The sequence below is a fragment of the Pseudomonas sp. TSO6 genome (assembly GCF_056098905.1).
In genome coordinates this window covers 1-14,491 of record NZ_JBLZWV010000061.1, presented here as the reverse complement: position 1 = coordinate 14,491, position 14,491 = coordinate 1, and the positions used below count along the sequence as shown (strand labels likewise).

Annotated in this window: 21 protein-coding genes; 13 read left to right on the top strand and 8 right to left on the bottom strand. The window is 61.6% G+C overall.

Annotated elements, in window-relative coordinates:
* Window positions 1–115: 115 nt before the first annotated feature.
* The 5 genes from ACN6NG_RS23300 to recX all read left to right on the top strand — a co-directional run bounded on the left by ACN6NG_RS23300 (window position 116) and on the right by recX (window position 3,110).
* Window positions 116–769 carry a hypothetical protein gene (locus tag ACN6NG_RS23300; protein ID WP_353457293.1) on the top strand — a complete coding sequence of 218 codons (654 nt, stop codon included), beginning with the start codon at window positions 116–118 and terminating at the stop codon, window positions 767–769.
* A 1-nt stretch (window position 770) separates the two neighbouring features.
* Window positions 771–920 (top strand): hypothetical protein, encoded by a 150-nt coding sequence (locus ACN6NG_RS23295; protein WP_155737839.1) that lies wholly within the window; start codon window positions 771–773, stop codon window positions 918–920.
* A gap of 45 nt (window positions 921–965) precedes the next feature.
* Window positions 966–1,448, top strand: coding sequence for a CinA family protein (locus tag ACN6NG_RS23290; protein ID WP_049275392.1), 483 nt, complete (start codon window positions 966–968; stop codon window positions 1,446–1,448).
* A 103-nt stretch (window positions 1,449–1,551) separates the two neighbouring features.
* The gene (gene recA, locus ACN6NG_RS23285) at window positions 1,552–2,619 is read left to right on the top strand and encodes a recombinase RecA (RefSeq protein ID WP_063424698.1); all 1,068 of its coding nucleotides are present in this window, start codon (window positions 1,552–1,554) and stop codon (window positions 2,617–2,619) included.
* A gap of 20 nt (window positions 2,620–2,639) precedes the next feature.
* Window positions 2,640–3,110 carry a recombination regulator RecX gene (gene recX, locus ACN6NG_RS23280; protein ID WP_353457286.1) on the top strand — a complete coding sequence of 157 codons (471 nt, stop codon included), beginning with the start codon at window positions 2,640–2,642 and terminating at the stop codon, window positions 3,108–3,110.
* 115 nt (window positions 3,111–3,225) lie between these two features.
* On the opposite strand, the gene ACN6NG_RS23275 is transcribed toward recX, so the two are convergent.
* Window positions 3,226–4,344 (bottom strand): LOG family protein, encoded by a 1,119-nt coding sequence (locus ACN6NG_RS23275; RefSeq protein ID WP_353457285.1) that lies wholly within the window; start codon window positions 4,342–4,344, stop codon window positions 3,226–3,228.
* A 160-nt stretch (window positions 4,345–4,504) separates the two neighbouring features.
* Here ACN6NG_RS23275 and ACN6NG_RS23270 point away from each other — a divergent pair, with 160 nt between their 5' ends.
* Entirely contained in the window at window positions 4,505–4,714 is a 210-nt protein-coding gene (locus ACN6NG_RS23270; protein ID WP_338746320.1) for a hypothetical protein, read from the top strand.
* A 15-nt stretch (window positions 4,715–4,729) separates the two neighbouring features.
* On the opposite strand, the gene ACN6NG_RS23265 is transcribed toward ACN6NG_RS23270, so the two are convergent.
* Window positions 4,730–5,149 carry a quorum-sensing-regulated virulence factor family protein gene (locus tag ACN6NG_RS23265; protein ID WP_063424704.1) on the bottom strand — a complete coding sequence of 140 codons (420 nt, stop codon included), beginning with the start codon at window positions 5,147–5,149 and terminating at the stop codon, window positions 4,730–4,732.
* A 258-nt stretch (window positions 5,150–5,407) separates the two neighbouring features.
* On the opposite strand from ACN6NG_RS23265, the gene ACN6NG_RS23260 reads away from it, so the two are divergent.
* The 3 genes from ACN6NG_RS23260 to ACN6NG_RS23250 all read left to right on the top strand — a co-directional run bounded on the left by ACN6NG_RS23260 (window position 5,408) and on the right by ACN6NG_RS23250 (window position 7,385).
* Window positions 5,408–6,118, top strand: coding sequence for a tRNA-uridine aminocarboxypropyltransferase (locus ACN6NG_RS23260; RefSeq protein WP_016501134.1), 711 nt, complete (start codon window positions 5,408–5,410; stop codon window positions 6,116–6,118).
* 177 nt (window positions 6,119–6,295) lie between these two features.
* Window positions 6,296–6,946, top strand: a complete 651-nt coding sequence (erdR, locus tag ACN6NG_RS23255) for a response regulator transcription factor ErdR (RefSeq protein WP_003252375.1) — start codon at window positions 6,296–6,298, stop codon at window positions 6,944–6,946.
* 73 nt (window positions 6,947–7,019) lie between these two features.
* Window positions 7,020–7,385, top strand: coding sequence for a diacylglycerol kinase (locus ACN6NG_RS23250; protein ID WP_010952700.1), 366 nt, complete (start codon window positions 7,020–7,022; stop codon window positions 7,383–7,385).
* Here ACN6NG_RS23250 and finR read toward each other — a convergent pair.
* Window positions 7,382–8,308, bottom strand: a complete 927-nt coding sequence (finR, locus tag ACN6NG_RS23245) for a LysR family transcriptional regulator FinR (protein ID WP_353457282.1) — start codon at window positions 8,306–8,308, stop codon at window positions 7,382–7,384. The two genes, ACN6NG_RS23250 and finR, sit on opposite strands and share 4 nt — an antisense overlap.
* 118 nt (window positions 8,309–8,426) lie before the next feature.
* On the opposite strand from finR, the gene fpr reads away from it, so the two are divergent.
* A complete protein-coding gene (fpr, locus tag ACN6NG_RS23240) occupies window positions 8,427–9,206 on the top strand; it encodes a ferredoxin-NADP reductase (RefSeq protein WP_016501130.1) in 780 nt (259 codons plus the stop codon).
* Window positions 9,207–9,296: 90 nt separating this feature from the next.
* Here the strand turns inward: fpr and ACN6NG_RS23235 are convergent, their stop codons facing one another.
* Both ACN6NG_RS23235 and ACN6NG_RS23230 read right to left on the bottom strand, forming a co-directional pair.
* Window positions 9,297–9,791, bottom strand: a complete 495-nt coding sequence (locus ACN6NG_RS23235; protein ID WP_016501129.1) for a SprT family zinc-dependent metalloprotease — start codon at window positions 9,789–9,791, stop codon at window positions 9,297–9,299.
* A 131-nt stretch (window positions 9,792–9,922) separates the two neighbouring features.
* Window positions 9,923–10,522 (bottom strand): Yip1 family protein, encoded by a 600-nt coding sequence (locus tag ACN6NG_RS23230; RefSeq protein WP_016501128.1) that lies wholly within the window; start codon window positions 10,520–10,522, stop codon window positions 9,923–9,925.
* Window positions 10,523–10,784: 262 nt separating this feature from the next.
* Here ACN6NG_RS23230 and ttcA point away from each other — a divergent pair, with 262 nt between their 5' ends.
* Window positions 10,785–11,609 (top strand): tRNA 2-thiocytidine(32) synthetase TtcA, encoded by an 825-nt coding sequence (ttcA, locus tag ACN6NG_RS23225; protein WP_016501127.1) that lies wholly within the window; start codon window positions 10,785–10,787, stop codon window positions 11,607–11,609.
* 4 nt (window positions 11,610–11,613) lie between these two features.
* The gene (locus ACN6NG_RS23220) at window positions 11,614–12,285 is read left to right on the top strand and encodes a DNA-3-methyladenine glycosylase I (RefSeq protein ID WP_016501126.1); all 672 of its coding nucleotides are present in this window, start codon (window positions 11,614–11,616) and stop codon (window positions 12,283–12,285) included.
* A 222-nt stretch (window positions 12,286–12,507) separates the two neighbouring features.
* Here the strand turns inward: ACN6NG_RS23220 and ACN6NG_RS23215 are convergent, their stop codons facing one another.
* From ACN6NG_RS23215 to arsC, 3 genes are read right to left on the bottom strand one after another with little or no spacing between them, the layout of a single operon-like run.
* A complete protein-coding gene (locus ACN6NG_RS23215) occupies window positions 12,508–12,921 on the bottom strand; it encodes a DUF2069 domain-containing protein (protein WP_016501125.1) in 414 nt (137 codons plus the stop codon).
* Window positions 12,914–13,519 carry an NAD(P)H:quinone oxidoreductase gene (gene wrbA, locus ACN6NG_RS23210; RefSeq protein WP_016501124.1) on the bottom strand — a complete coding sequence of 202 codons (606 nt, stop codon included), beginning with the start codon at window positions 13,517–13,519 and terminating at the stop codon, window positions 12,914–12,916. Before wrbA ends, ACN6NG_RS23215 begins: the two co-directional genes overlap by 8 nt.
* The gene (gene arsC / locus ACN6NG_RS23205) at window positions 13,516–13,869 is read right to left on the bottom strand and encodes an arsenate reductase (glutaredoxin) (protein ID WP_474316444.1); all 354 of its coding nucleotides are present in this window, start codon (window positions 13,867–13,869) and stop codon (window positions 13,516–13,518) included. Before arsC ends, wrbA begins: the two co-directional genes overlap by 4 nt.
* 85 nt (window positions 13,870–13,954) lie before the next feature.
* Here arsC and ACN6NG_RS23200 point away from each other — a divergent pair, with 85 nt between their 5' ends.
* Window positions 13,955–14,419 (top strand): TlpA disulfide reductase family protein, encoded by a 465-nt coding sequence (locus tag ACN6NG_RS23200; protein ID WP_059396235.1) that lies wholly within the window; start codon window positions 13,955–13,957, stop codon window positions 14,417–14,419.
* Window positions 14,420–14,491 lie beyond the last annotated feature (72 nt).

Below are 14,491 nucleotides of genomic sequence, written 5' to 3'. Positions count from 1 at the left end.
CACGGCGTCCCCATGGAGAATTGGCGGCTTTTTAACATCAGGGAAGACCTGCCGGAATCGACTGCGGTGGTGTGTGACCCACCTAACAGTGATTGCAATCGGGTTGATTAAAGCAGTGAGCCGAATTCGATTTGATGTCGATGCAGTTTTTTGCATCTCTCTCGATACCCGGGGTGACCGGCGTAAACTATTCACAGAAACTATCGCTCGGCAGCTGGACAATGAGGTGGTTTTTCATATCGTCCAGAAAAACAGCGATCCCGCGCGTGGTTGCTACGAGTCGCATCAGCAACTGGCTCGCCATGCGCTGGAAAACGGCCTGGATAGAATTTTGATTTTCGAGGACGATGCCAAGGCCTATGAATTTACGGCTACGCGGGTTCGCTGGGTAAACCGCTTCATGCAGAAGCGGCCTTTCGAGGCTCTGCACCTGGGCTACTCCATGGGGCGGACGTGGCTGACCTGGTTTCCGTTTATCGCCAGGGGGCGGGTGGTCGCGTTGCACGCCTATGTGTTGTCGCGCCAAGGCTGCCGGATCCTGGCCGACACGCCCTACGATGGCACGCCGGTGGATGTGGTGGTCAAACACAGGATCCGCCAGCATTGCGTATTCCCCATGATGTTCCGCCAGCATGCTGCCGCTGTTACCGGCAGTGATCTGGAGCAGGTGGTACGCAATGAAGATGAATGGTGGGAGCGCAACTGGGCCAAGCATCGTCGTTCACCGGCGAAGAACATCTGGCGCACCGTGCTTCGGTTGAACTTCTGATATGACCGAATGGCTCAGGCTTGTGCTGTGCCGGCTGTACAGGCACAAGCCTGTCGAAGTCGAGCGCGTGTTTGTCGGCGAAATCGTCATTTCACGGCAGGCCTGTTGCCGTTGTGGTCGCAGGCTTCGCGAGCTGGCCGAATATCAGTGAAACACACAAGCTGGTAGGGTAGGTGCAGCCTTCCAGGAGCCCGACATGGACCCGATCACCACACTTGCCACCCGCCTGGGTGAACACCTGCGCCGTTTCAATGCACAGGTGGCTACCGCCGAATCCTGCACCGGCGGTGGCATTGCCGAAGCCATCACCCGTATACCTGGCAGCTCGGCCTGGTTCGAGGTTGGCTACGTGACATATTCCAACGCCCAGAAAACCCGCCTGTTGGGCGTGCCCGAGGCCTTGTTCGGCCAGGTGGGCGCAGTCAGCCAGGAAGTGGTCGAAGCCATGGTACGCGGTGCCCAGGCCGCCAGCGGCGCGCGCTTCGCCGTGGCGGTGAGCGGCGTGGCCGGGCCGGACGGTGGTTCGCCGGCCAAACCGGTAGGTACCGTATGGCTCGCCTGGGGTGACGGCAACCGGGTGTTCAGCGAGCGCCGCCAGTTCGACGGTGACCGCGAGGCGGTGCGCCGACAGACGGTGAGCGCCGCGTTAGACGGCTTGTTACAGCTTGGTGCCGAGTAAATCGACGACAGGGGTTTGCGCGGGCGCCTGCCTGTGGAATAATACTGGCTACTTATACAGGTATTCCGGCCATCAGGGCCAAGTCGAACACGTGAGGATTTCAATGGACGACAACAAGAAGCGCGCCTTGGCTGCGGCCCTGGGTCAGATCGAACGCCAATTCGGCAAAGGCGCAGTCATGCGTATGGGTGACCATGAGCGCCAAGGCATTCCGGCCATCTCCACCGGCTCCCTGGGCCTGGATATTGCCCTCGGCATCGGCGGCCTGCCAAAAGGCCGTATCGTCGAGATCTATGGCCCGGAATCGTCGGGTAAGACCACGCTGACCCTGTCGGTCATCGCCGAAGCCCAGAAAAGCGGTGCCACCTGCGCCTTCGTCGATGCCGAACACGCCCTCGACCCTGAGTACGCCGGCAAGCTGGGCGTCAACGTCGACGACCTGCTGGTCTCGCAGCCGGACACCGGCGAACAGGCCCTGGAAATCACCGACATGCTGGTGCGCTCCAACGCCGTTGACGTGATCATCGTCGACTCCGTGGCCGCGCTGGTACCCAAGGCCGAGATCGAAGGCGAAATGGGTGACATGCACGTGGGCCTGCAGGCTCGCCTGATGTCCCAGGCCCTGCGCAAGATCACCGGTAACATCAAGAACGCCAACTGCCTGGTCATCTTCATCAACCAGATCCGTATGAAGATCGGCGTGATGTTCGGCAGCCCGGAAACCACCACCGGTGGTAACGCCCTGAAGTTCTACGCCTCGGTGCGTCTGGACATCCGCCGTACCGGTGCGGTCAAGGAAGGCGACGAGGTGGTCGGTAGCGAAACCCGCGTCAAGATCGTCAAGAACAAGGTTTCGCCGCCGTTCCGTCAGGCCGAGTTCCAGATTCTGTACGGCAAAGGTATTTACCGTAATGGCGAGATCATTGACCTGGGTGTGTCCCAAGGCCTGATTGAGAAGTCGGGTGCCTGGTACGCCTACCAGGGCAACAAGATCGGTCAGGGCAAAGCCAACGCTGCCAAATACCTGGCCGAGAACCCGGCTATTGGTACCGAGATCGAGAAGCAGATTCGTGAGAAGCTGCTGAAAGCCGGTGCTGCCGCTGAAGCCAACAAAGCTGCCGCCGTTGATGCCAGCGCCGACGATGTGGCTGACGCCGAAGCCGGTTATTGATTGCGCGGTAGATAGCCAATATGTCCGCCGTACTCGACACCCCCGTCGCCATTCGGCGGACAGCCATGGACCTGCTCGCGCGACGTGAGCACGGTCGCGTCGAGCTGACGCGCAAGTTGCGTCAGCGCGGCGCTTCGGATGAGCTGATCGAGCCTGAGCTCGACCGGCTCGCCGAAGAAGGGCTGCTTTGCGAAGCCCGCTACCTCGAAAGCTTCATCAGGTACCGTTCCAGCGCTGGCTATGGCCCTTCGCGTATTCGTGAGGAGCTGGGCCAGCGTGGTCTGGCGCGTGCTGATATCGAGCAGGCATTGCGCGAGAGCGAGGTGGACTGGCGCGAGCGCATGCGTGATGTGTGGCAGCGCAAGTTTGCCGGGCAGCACCCGCAGGATCCGCGCAGCCGTGCCCAGCAAACCCGTTTTCTGGCTTACCGGGGTTTCCCCATGGACTTGATCGGCCGCCTGCTCAGTGGACGTGATCTCGACGATTACTGACCACTCTGATTGTTTAGTGCCTGTGAGATCGAGCGCAGCTCGCGATGCGCCGCGTGGGCGGCGCTCGGTCGCGCAGGCGATAAAACTGTCGTGGCGAACGCTTCAACGCCCCGCATCAGCTCACCTTCAACGCCTCCCTGGCCCGCTGCGTGGTATGCATTGGCTGAGGCTTGGCCCAGTTTTCCGGCAAGTTGATGAAATCCACCAGCTCGCGCAGCCGGCCCTGGTCGCGGCCATTGAAGGCGAATGACAGCCGGGTCAAATGGTTGAAGTTGCCCACTTCATGTTCGGCACTGCTATCCGCTTGCTGATGATACTTGCCACTCAGGCGCAAGTCGGCAAAGCCTTCCTGAATATCAAACAGCGCTGCTTCGCTGAGCGGGTGGTGCATGCGGATCACGAACTGGTTTTTCAGCCAGCGGCTGGAGTGGTAGTTGCTGTAGAACTGGTTGATTTCCTCCACGGCCTCATCGGCACTGTGCACCAGGCGCACCAGCTTCAGGTCGCTGGGCAGGATGTAGCGGTTTTCTTCCAGCTGACGGCTGATGAAGTCCAGGCAGTCGCGCCAGAAGCTGCCGCCGGGCGAGTCCAGCAGCACCACCGGCACCAAAGGGCTCTTGCCGGTCTGGATCAGCGTCAGCACTTCGAGCGCTTCATCCAGGGTGCCGAAGCCGCCCGGGCACAGCACCAGGCCATCGGCCTCCTTGACGAAGAACAGCTTGCGGATAAAGAAGAAATGGAAGGGCAGCAGCTTGTCGGTGCCGCCCACGGTGGGGTTGGCGTGTTGCTCGAAGGGCAGGGTGATGTTGAAACCCAGGCTGTGGTCGCTGCCAGCGCCTTCGTGGGCGGCGGCCATGATGCCGCCGCCGGCACCGGTGATGACCATCAGGTCGGAGCGCGCCAGGGTGGCGCCCAGCTCGCGGGCCAGGGCGTACATGGGGTGCTCCAGCGGGGTACGCGCCGAGCCGAACACGGTCACCTTGCGCCGGCCCTTGTAGCGCTGCAGTGTGCGGAACGCCTGGTCCAATTCGCGTAGGGCCTGCAGGGTGATCTTGGCGCTCCAGCGGTCACTGTCGTCATGGGCCATGCGCAGGACGGTCAGCATCATGTCGCGGTACAGCGGCAGGTTGGGGCTGTTGGGGGCCACCAGTTGCAGTTGTGCGTCGATGTTGCTCAGGTCGATATTGTTGTCACGGAAGTGGCTGAATAGCAGCTCATTCGCTTGGTAAGGCATGCAACGTCTCCTTCTGCACCAATACCTCTGACCTCAATCTAGACCCTTGCGCCGGATCGTGCCGGGCTGTTTCGCGCAGCCGCCCGTCGGTATGTGGCCACTGGAAGCAGGGGTTTGGTTAACTGGTAAAGCGAAACGTATCGATGCAGGAGGTGGCGGTATGCATCGCTTGATCATCGAGATTGACCGGCAGCTCTACCAGCAGCTGGAGAATGCGGCTCAGGTGCATCACTTGAGCCTTGAGGACGAGTGCTGCCGCAGGTTGGCAGGCTTGGAGTGCCAGTCGCGCTACTTGCAGGCGTTACTGGCCGAGATGCGCGCCGATGCCGCCGAAGGGCACTGGCGCGCCCGCGAGGACGAGAAGGTGTAGCTTGAACAGCTGCTGTTACTTCTTCTTGTTGCCGGCCGTGCAGCTGGCATTGTCGAAAGCCTGGTCCATGATTGGCTGATTGGTCTTGTAAACCGTGAAGCGGTAGACCATGACAGCGCCCTTGGACATCAGGTTGCGGAAGCCGCTGTTGCGACAGACGCTGTCGCCCAGCTGGCTGCGTACCTGCGCGGGATTGGCCTGCATGCGTTCGGCGTGGCTCTGGCGTACGCTCAGGTGGTTGACCAGCGCCTTGCCTTCCACCGTGTAGCCTTGATCGAGGATGTCCTCGTTGATCGCGCGCGGGGTACCGACGCTGCTTTCTTTGGCGACCTTTTGCAATGTCCGGTTCAGGTCGTAATCCTGCTTGGAGGCTGCCTGGGCTGCCAGGGGCAGAGCGAGTAGCAGGCTCAGGGCGGGGACGATAAGGCGCAGCATGAATCTCTCCTGGTTCGATGACTGGCGCTTTGACATGCGCAGGTCTGCAGTGTTCCATAAAACGATACTGTGACTGCAATTGGGCAGTGGTGCGCCCCATCGCGGGCAAGCCGGCCCCACAGGGGCACGGCAAGCGTCGATTATAAGGCGCGCCTTGCCAGCTGCACAGCAAATGCCCCCTGTTCTGGTAAACTGGCCGCCTGGTTTTTTTCGAGTCATCCTTGTGCCCATTTCCTACCTGTCCAGAGGCCTGCCGGCATGAGCCACGCGGTAGCGCGCCTGCGCGCCGAACGCCTGGCCCGCAGCAACAAGCCTTTCATCGCCCGTGGCTCGCGTGCCGAGCGCTGCGCGGATTGCCGGGTCATCGCCACCCATTGCCTGTGTGCCTGGAAGCCTCGGGTGCAGGCCGAGTCTGGTGTGTGCCTGCTGATGCATGACACCGAGCCGTTGAAGCCCACCAACACCGGCTGGCTTATTGCCGACCTGATCGAAGACACCTGGGCCTTCGGCTGGCAGCGCACCTCGGTCGACGAGCGCTTGCTGGCCCTGCTGGACGACCCGCGCTGGCAGCCCTATATCGTCTTCCCCGGTGAGTTCGTGGCCGAGCAGCGGGTAGTCAGCGAGGTGGTGCGCGAGCCGGGCAAGCGCCCGCTGTTCATCCTGCTGGATGCCACCTGGACCGAAGCCCGCAAGATGTTCCGCAAAAGCCCGTACCTGGACCGCTTTCCGGTGTTGAGCCTGCAGGCCGAGCAGATGTCGCGCTATCGCCTGCGGCGCTCCAAGCGCGACGATCACTTCTGCACGGCAGAGGTCGCAGCCATGTGCCTGGACCTGGCCGGCGACAGCCAGGCCTCGCAGGCGCTGGATGCCTACCTGGATGTGTTCAGCCTGCATTACCTGAGCGGCAAGCGGCGCCTGCCGCTGGATGATCAGGACGACACCCACCAGCGTTTGCATACCTTCCTATAGTCCAAGGGGCACAACCCCTGCTTTGGTTCATAATGACGGGGCTGGCAGCCAGGGTGGGCGAGACGGCAGGGCGAATGGCTTGACCACCCTTGACCGTGCTCGGCATCCTTGGCGCCGATTCCCCGCCGGGCGCTTCTCTTCCCCGAGCGTCTGGCATAGAACAGGATCCTTAGATCGATGGCCACTTACGAAATCCTGATTGCCGATGACCACCCGTTGTTTCGTGGCGCCCTGCGCCAGGCCGTTACCCTCGGCCTGGGCCCGGATGTGCGCCTGGTCGAAGTCGCGAGCATTGCCGAACTGGAAACCCGCCTGAGCGAAAAAGCCGACTGGGACCTGGTGCTGCTGGACTTGAACATGCCGGGTGCTTATGGTTTTTCCGGGCTGGTACTGCTGCGCGGGCAATACCCGCAGATCCCTGTGGTGATGGTGTCGGCACAGGAGGAGGCCGCGGTGGTGGTCAAGTCCCGCGAGTTTGGCGCCAGTGGCTTCATTCCCAAGTCCAGCACTCTCGAAGTGATCCAGGACGCCGTGCGCAAGGTGCTCGATGGCGAGGTCTGGTGGCCGCCGCAGGCGTTCGAAAAGGTCGATGTCTCGGCCGAGGCCAAGGCCGCAAGCGAGGGGCTGGCCAGCCTCACGCCGCAGCAGTTCCGCGTGCTGACCATGGTCTGCGAAGGCCTGCTGAACAAGCAGATTGCGTATGAACTGAGTGTCTCCGAGGCCACGATCAAGGCCCACGTGACTGCAATATTCCGCAAGCTGGGCGTGCGTACCCGCACCCAGGCCGCGCTGCTGCTGCAACAACTTGAATCGGTTGCCAGCAACTGACTGCGCGTGGCTTCACGCTTTTTTGACCCGAGCCGGTCTAGTCTGCTGGCCTTTCTGTTGTGAAGTGACTCACATGACATCGCCATTCAAGGGCCAGACCGGCCTGAAACGTATCTTCAACGCCGCCGGCTACTCGCTGGATGGCCTGCGTGCCGCCTTCAAGGGTGAGGCCGCATTCCGCCAGCTGGTGCTGCTTAACGTACTGCTGATCCCGATTGCCTTCTGGCTGCCGGTCAGCCGTGCCGAGCGGGCGATCATGATTGCGGTGTGCCTGTTGGGGCTGATCGTCGAGCTGTTCAACTCGGCGGTGGAGGCGGCCATCGACCGTATCTCGCTGGAGCGCCACCCGCTGTCGAAAAACGCCAAGGACATGGGCAGCGCCGCGCAACTGGTGGCACTGACCATGGTGGCGCTGGTGTGGGGCGTGATCCTGCTTTAAGCGATCGGCGGCAGCACGATTTCATCACTGCGGGTATAGCCCGCGGTGAAGTTGCGGCACAGTTCCAGAAATTCGCGCATGGCCGAGGTCTGGTACTTCTGTTTGTGCCAGATGAAATAGAACTGGCGCATCAGGTCCAGTTCCGGGGTTTCCACCGGTACCAGGCTTCCCCGGCGGAAGGCGTCCCGCAGGGCCAGGCGCGAAATGCAGCCAATCCCCAGGCCCGACTCCACCGCGCGTTTGATTGCTTCAGTGTGTTCCAGCTCCAGGCGGATGTTGAGGTTGGCGCGGTGGTGGCGCATGGCCTGGTCGAAGGTCAGGCGCGTGCCTGAGCCTTGCTCGCGTAATATCCACGCCTCTTGCGACAGGTTTTCGATATCAGCCCGGCCCGGCTTGGCCAGTGGATGCTGCGGCGCGCAGAACACCACCAGTTCGTCCTCGACCCAGGGCTGCACTTCCAGGTCGGGGTGGTTGCAGTCACCTTCGATTAGACCCAGATCAATTTCGTAGTGCGCGACCTGTTGCACGATATGCACTGTGTTCTGTACATGCAGCTTGACCTGGCTTTCCGGGTGGGTCTGCATGAAGCTGCCGATCAGCAGGGTGGCCAGGTAGTTGCCGATGGTCAATGTGGCGCCGACCGCCAGCGAACCGAAACCGGACTTGCCGTTAAGCAGGTCTTCGATTTCCTTGGCCTGGTCGAGCAGGGCCACCGCCTGTGGCAACAATTGATGGCCAAGGGCGTTGAGCGCCAGGCGCTTGCCGGCACGGTCGAACAGCTGGCAGCTCGATTGCCGCTCCAGTTCGGTGATGGAAGTGCTGGCGGCCGACTGCGACAACGCCAGCAGGCTAGCGGCCCGGGAGACGCTTTGGTGCTGTGCGACGGCGACGAAGACTTGCAGTTGACGGAGTGTGAATCGCATATCGATATAACCGATAACACATATCTTGATAATCCAGTTAACAGATATTGTCGCTGCCCCTAAACTATCGCGCAACTGCGCGTTTTGCGCGCCGCGTTTTTCTTCAGGAGCCCCATCGATGAGCAACATGAACCACGAACGTGTCCTCAGTGTGCACCACTGGAACGACACCCTGTTCAGCTTCAAGTGCACCCGCGACCCGGGGCTGCGCTTCGAGAACGGTCAGTTCGTGATGATCGGCCTGCAGCAGGAAAGCGGCCGTCCGCTCATGCGTGCCTATTCCATCGCCTCGCCGAACTGGGAAGAGCACCTGGAGTTCTTCAGCATCAAGGTACCTGACGGCCCACTGACCTCGCAGCTGCAGCACCTGAAGGAAGGCGATGAGATCATCATCAGCAAGAAGCCTACCGGTACCTTGGTGCTCGACGACCTGAATCCGGGCAAGCACCTGTATCTGCTGAGCACCGGCACTGGCCTGGCGCCGTTCATGAGTGTCATCCAGGACCCGGAAACCTACGAGCGCTTCGAAAAAGTGATCCTGGTACACGGCGTGCGTTACGTGAACGAAGTGGCTTATCGCGAGTTCATCACCGAGCACCTGCCGCAGAACGAGTTCTTCGGTGAGTCGGTCCGCGACAAGCTGATCTACTACCCGACCGTGACCCGCGAGCCTTTCGAAAACCAGGGCCGCCTGACCGACCTGATGCGCAGCGGCAAGCTGTTCAGCGACATCGGCCTGCCACCGATCAACCCGCAGGACGACCGTGCGATGATCTGCGGCAGCCCGAGCATGCTCGACGAGACCAGCGAAGTGCTGGACAGCTTCGGCCTGAAAGTCTCCGCCCGCATGCGCGAGCCGGGTGACTACCTGATCGAGCGTGCCTTCGTCGAGAAGTAAAACGCAGGCTGGTACAAGAAGGCGACCCTCGGGTCGCCTTTCTTATGCCTGTGATTTTTGCATTGCTTGTGCCGGCGATGAGGCCGGCCCCTATTCGACGCGAGTTTCGCCGCTGTACACCAGAATCTCCCGGCAGCGTTTGCACAGGTACCGACGCCCCTGGCGCACCAGCTTGTGCCGCTGTGCGGTAAACGGGAAATCACCCTGCGGGCACGGGCAGCGGTAGATGTAGCGGGTTACCACGCGCCGTTGCACTTCATAGTTGTGGCAACGGTTGGGTGGCAGCTCATACACCCCGCGCATGATCAATTGCCACTCTTCGCCATGGGCCTGGATGCGGTCGCCAAACAACTGGTGGGCCACCAGGTGCGCCACTTCGTGGGCAACGGTCTGGCGCAGGAAGTCCTCCTGGTTTTCCCGGTAGAGCTGCAGGTTGAAGCGCAGCAGGTTCTCGTGCAGGTGGGCGACGCCGGCTTTTTGCCCGCGCAGCTTGAAGCTGACTTCCGGGCGCGGGAAGGGGCGTTTGAAAAAGGTTTCGGCTTGCTGGTAACAGGTTTCGACGCGTTGTTTGAGCAGCTCGGGCATGGTGGGGCGGTTCTCCTGACCGGGCATTATGCCGCAAGCATCGGCGGCCTGCCGTGCCACCGGTCTGCGCACAGCCAGAGGCCGCCTTGCGGCGGCCCCTGGTTGATGCCCCAGTGTTGGTTGAGTCTGTTCTAGTTGGTGTAGACGGGCCCCACGCCCAGTCCCCAGATAATTACCGTGGCAGCCATGATCGCCACCAGTACCACAAGGCCCACTGCCAGCACCGAGCTGGAGAACAGGAAGCCTTCGTCGGACGGTATGTTCATGAACGTCGGCAAGCCGACATACAGCAGGTACACCGTGTAGCAGATAGCAGCAGTGCCGATCAGCATGCCCAGCCAAAGGTGCGGGTACAGCGCCGCCAAGCCGCCGATGAACAACGGTGTGGCGGTGTAGGTGGCAAAGGCGATGCACTGTGCCATGGACGGATTGGCATCGTAGGTGCGGGCCATCCAGTGGATGAACGCGCCCATTACCGCCACCCCGCCGAGCATGGCCAGGTACGACATGATGCTCATCCAGATGGCGCTTTCCATGGTGAGCATCACGGCTGGCCGGTCACCGATTACCCAGCCCACCTGGGTAGTGCCGATGAATGCGGAAACGGCAGGGATCGCCGCCAGGATCAAGGTGTGCGTCAGGTACATGTGGCTGATGGTTTCTTCTTCGCCACGAATTTCCCGCCATTCCTGATCGGGATGGGTAAACAGCCCCACAACGTGATGAATCATGCCGATCACTCCTCTCAATGTTGCCAAACGCCCCCCAGATGGAGCGCAAGCGGCCCGAGGCCCGAACACCGATGCAAGCGGTAATGTGGCCTTATGTCGCAGTATAGGAAGCGGCTACCGGCACGAACCGCGCTTTTTAGAGCAAATTGCGCTGTCAGGGGGGCTGTTGATTACATCGAAGTCTTTATCGGAATGCCTACAGCGATGCTGCGTTTGTGCGTAAAATAGCCGGCTTTTGTCACACCTCGCGGATCCAAGCGCTATGGGCACCCTCTCGGTCAACCAGAACAAACTGCAAAAACGCCTGCGTCGTCTCGCCGGCGAAGCCATCACCGACTTCAACATGATCGAGGATGGCGACAAGGTCATGGTCTGCCTGTCTGGCGGCAAGGACAGCTACACCATGCTCGACGTTCTGTTGCACCTGCAGAAGGTGGCACCGATCAAGTTCGAGATCGTCGCGGTGAACATGGACCAGAAGCAGCCAGGCTTCCCTGAGCACGTGCTGCCGGCCTACCTCAAAGAGCTGGGCGTCGAGTACCACATCGTCGAGAAAGACACCTACTCGGTGGTCAAGGAGCTGGTACCCGAGGGCAAGACCACGTGTTCGCTGTGCTCGCGCCTGCGCCGTGGCACCCTGTACACCTTCGCCGACGAAATCGGCGCGACCAAGATGGCGCTGGGGCACCACCGCGACGATATCGTCGAAACCTTCTTCCTCAACATGTTCTTCAACGGTGCGCTCAAGGGCATGCCGCCGAAGCTGCGCGCCGACGACGGCCGCAATGTGGTGATCCGCCCGCTGGCCTACTGCAGCGAGAAGGACATCCAGGCCTACTCGGACATGAAGGAATTCCCGATCATCCCGTGCAACCTGTGTGGCTCGCAGGAAAACCTGCAGCGCCAGGTGGTCAAGGACATGCTGGTGGAGTGGGAGCGCAAGCACCCGGGCCGTACCGAGAGCATCTTCCGTGCCCTGCAGAATGTGGCGCCGTCGCAACTGGCGGACCGCAACCTGTTCGACTTCATCGGCCTGAAGATCGACGAAAACGCCACGCCGCGTTTCCTCGACGTGCTGAACATCTGAGCCCATGCGCGATTACCAGTGGCTGCATGAGTACTGCCTGAACCGCTTTGGCTCGGCCCAGGCGCTGGAGGCCTTCCTGCCGCAACCGCGCACAGCTGTGCAACTGCGCGGTATCAGCGACGACCGCTACCTGTCGACCCTGGCCCTGCGCGTGTTCCGCGCGGGGCTCAAGCACAGCCTGGTGGATGCCAAGTGGCCAGCATTCGAGCAGGTGTTTTTCGGCTTCGACCCGGAGAAGGTCGTGCTGATGGGCGCCGAGCACCTGGAGCGGCTGATGCAGGACGAGCGCATCATCCGCCACCTGGGCAAGCTCAGGAGCGTACCGCGCAATGCGCAGATGATCCTCGACGTGACGAAGGAGAAGGGCAGCTTTGGCGCTTTCATCGCCGACTGGCCGGTGACCGACATTGTCGGCTTGTGGAAGTACCTGGCCAAGCACGGCAACCAGCTGGGCGGGCTGTCGGCGCCGCGCTTTTTGCGCATGGTTGGCAAGGATACCTTCATCCCTACCGATGACATGGCGGCGGCGTTGATTGCACAGAAGGTGATCGACAAGCAGCCGACCAGTCAACGCGACCTGGCCTTGGTGCAACAGGCGTTCAACCAGTGGCATGAAGAAAGTGGGCGGCCGCTGTGCCAGTTGTCGGTGATGCTGGCGCATACCGTCAACCATTGAGATCGTCGGGGCCGCTGTGCGGCCCATCGCCGGCAAGCCAGGCTCCCACAGGTGTTGCACAGCATTCAGAACCTGTGATGGCTCTGTGGGAGCTGGCTTGCCGGCTGTGCGGCCCATCGCCGGCAAGCCAGGCTCCCACAGGTGTTGCACAGCATTCAGAACCTGTGAGGACTTTGTGGGAGCTGGCTTGCCGGCGATTGGGCTGCAGGGCAGCCCCCGAATTCAACTCCCTTCGCCCGCCATGCGCCGCTCATGCTGGAACTTCCAGCGCACATACAGCAGCCCGGCAATGAACAACCCCAGGCTCGCCAGCACTTCAACCCAGCCAAACACCGCCCGCGCCGGGTCGAACGCCGCCAGCACGCCCTTGATGAAATAGATATTCACCACGAAACAGGCCCAGGCATGTGCCCGGGCGCTGCCTGTCAGCATGCCCGGCAACAACAGCAGCAGTGGCACCAGCTCGATTGCCAGAATCACCCCGACTCGCGCCCCATGCAGGTTGGCGAACCACAGGTTGTTCACCAGCAGCAGGCCGATCAGGCCGAAGAAAAACGCCAGGCTCAACGCCCGTGTCAGGCGCAGGCGCGGTGCCAGCCATTCCAGCGGCGGCAACACCTTGGGCTTTTTAGCCACGCGCGGCCTCCAGGGCCTTGGCCGTGGTCGCCAGGCGTTGTCCCAGAGCTCGGCACAGGGCAATTTCGTGCTGATCAAGCTCACGCTTGCCATCGGCCCCCGCATGGTGGCTGGCGCCGTAAGGGGTGCCGCCGCCGCGGGTTTCCAGCAAGGCCGACTCACTGTACGGCAGGCCCATCACCAGCATGCCGTGGTGCATCAACGGCAACATCATCGACAGCAGGGTGGTTTCCTGGCCACCGTGCAAACTGGCGGTAGAGGTGAACACGCCCGCCGGCTTGCCGACCAGTTCACCGCCCAGCCACAGGCTGCTGGTGCCATCCAGGAAGTACTTCAGCGGCGCTGCCATGTTGCCAAAGCGGGTCGGGCTGCCCAGTACCAGGCCTGCGCAGTGGCGAAGGTCGTCCAGGGTGGCGTACAGCGCACCACTGGCCGGAATGTCCGGGGCCACCGCTTCACATTCGGTAGAGATAGCGGGCACCGTGCGCAGGCGTGCCTCCATGCCGGCCAGTTCGATGCCGCGGGCGATGTGCCGGGCCATTTCGCTGGTCGAGCCATGGCGGCTGTAATACAGCACCAGGATGTAGGGGGCGCTCACGGCAGGATCTCCAGCACTTTTTCGGGCGGGCGACCTACCACGGCCTTGTCGCCGGCAACCAGAATCGGCCGTTCGATCAGTTTGGGGTGCTGAGCCATGGCCTCGATCAGTTGCGCGTCGGTCAGTGCCGGGTTGGCCAGGTTCAGCGCTTTGTATTCGTCCTCGCCGGTACGCAGCAATTGGCGTGGGGCGATGCCCAGCTTGTCGAGCAGTGCCTTGAGTGTGGCGGCGTCGGGCGGGGTTTCCAGATAGCGCACGATGGTCGGCGCCAGCCCACGGGCTTCGAGCAGTTCCAGCGCGCCGCGGGATTTCGAGCAGCGCGGGTTATGATAGAGCGTCAGGTCAGTCATGTCGGGTCGCATCCAGCTGGGTGTGGCGGCTATTCTAACCGCAGCGACTGACCAATTTGCTTTAAAACTCGAGAAGGATTGACCCATGGCAAGGCGTCTGGCAGCAGTACTGGCCATCACCGCGAGCCTGTTGCTCGGTGGTTGCGGTGCCGATTATGGCGTGGACCAACACGGTAATACGGTTAAGGCCGAACAGATCGAAGGGCACTGGCTGGTGCTCAACTATTGGGCCGAATGGTGCGGACCGTGCCGTACCGAAATCCCGGAATTGAATGCGGCGGCCAAGCAGTGGGCGGCCGATGGTATCAAAGTGGTGGGGGTGAACTTCGATGGCTTGCAAGGGCAGGACCTGAAACAGGCCTCTGAAACCCTGGGCATCGGTTTTACCGTACTGGCCCAGGACCCGGCCGAGCGCTATGACCTGCCGCGCAGCGAGGCGTTGCCGGTCACCTACATCATCGATGACAAGGGCAAGGTGCGCGAACAGCTGCTGGGTGAGCAGACCCTGGAAGGGTTGCAGGCCAAGATCAAGGCCCTGAAAGGCGCCTGAAGTCAGCCTGTGCCGACCCTATCGCCGGCAAGCCAGCTCCCACAGTTACTGCACAGCATATGAACCCTGTGC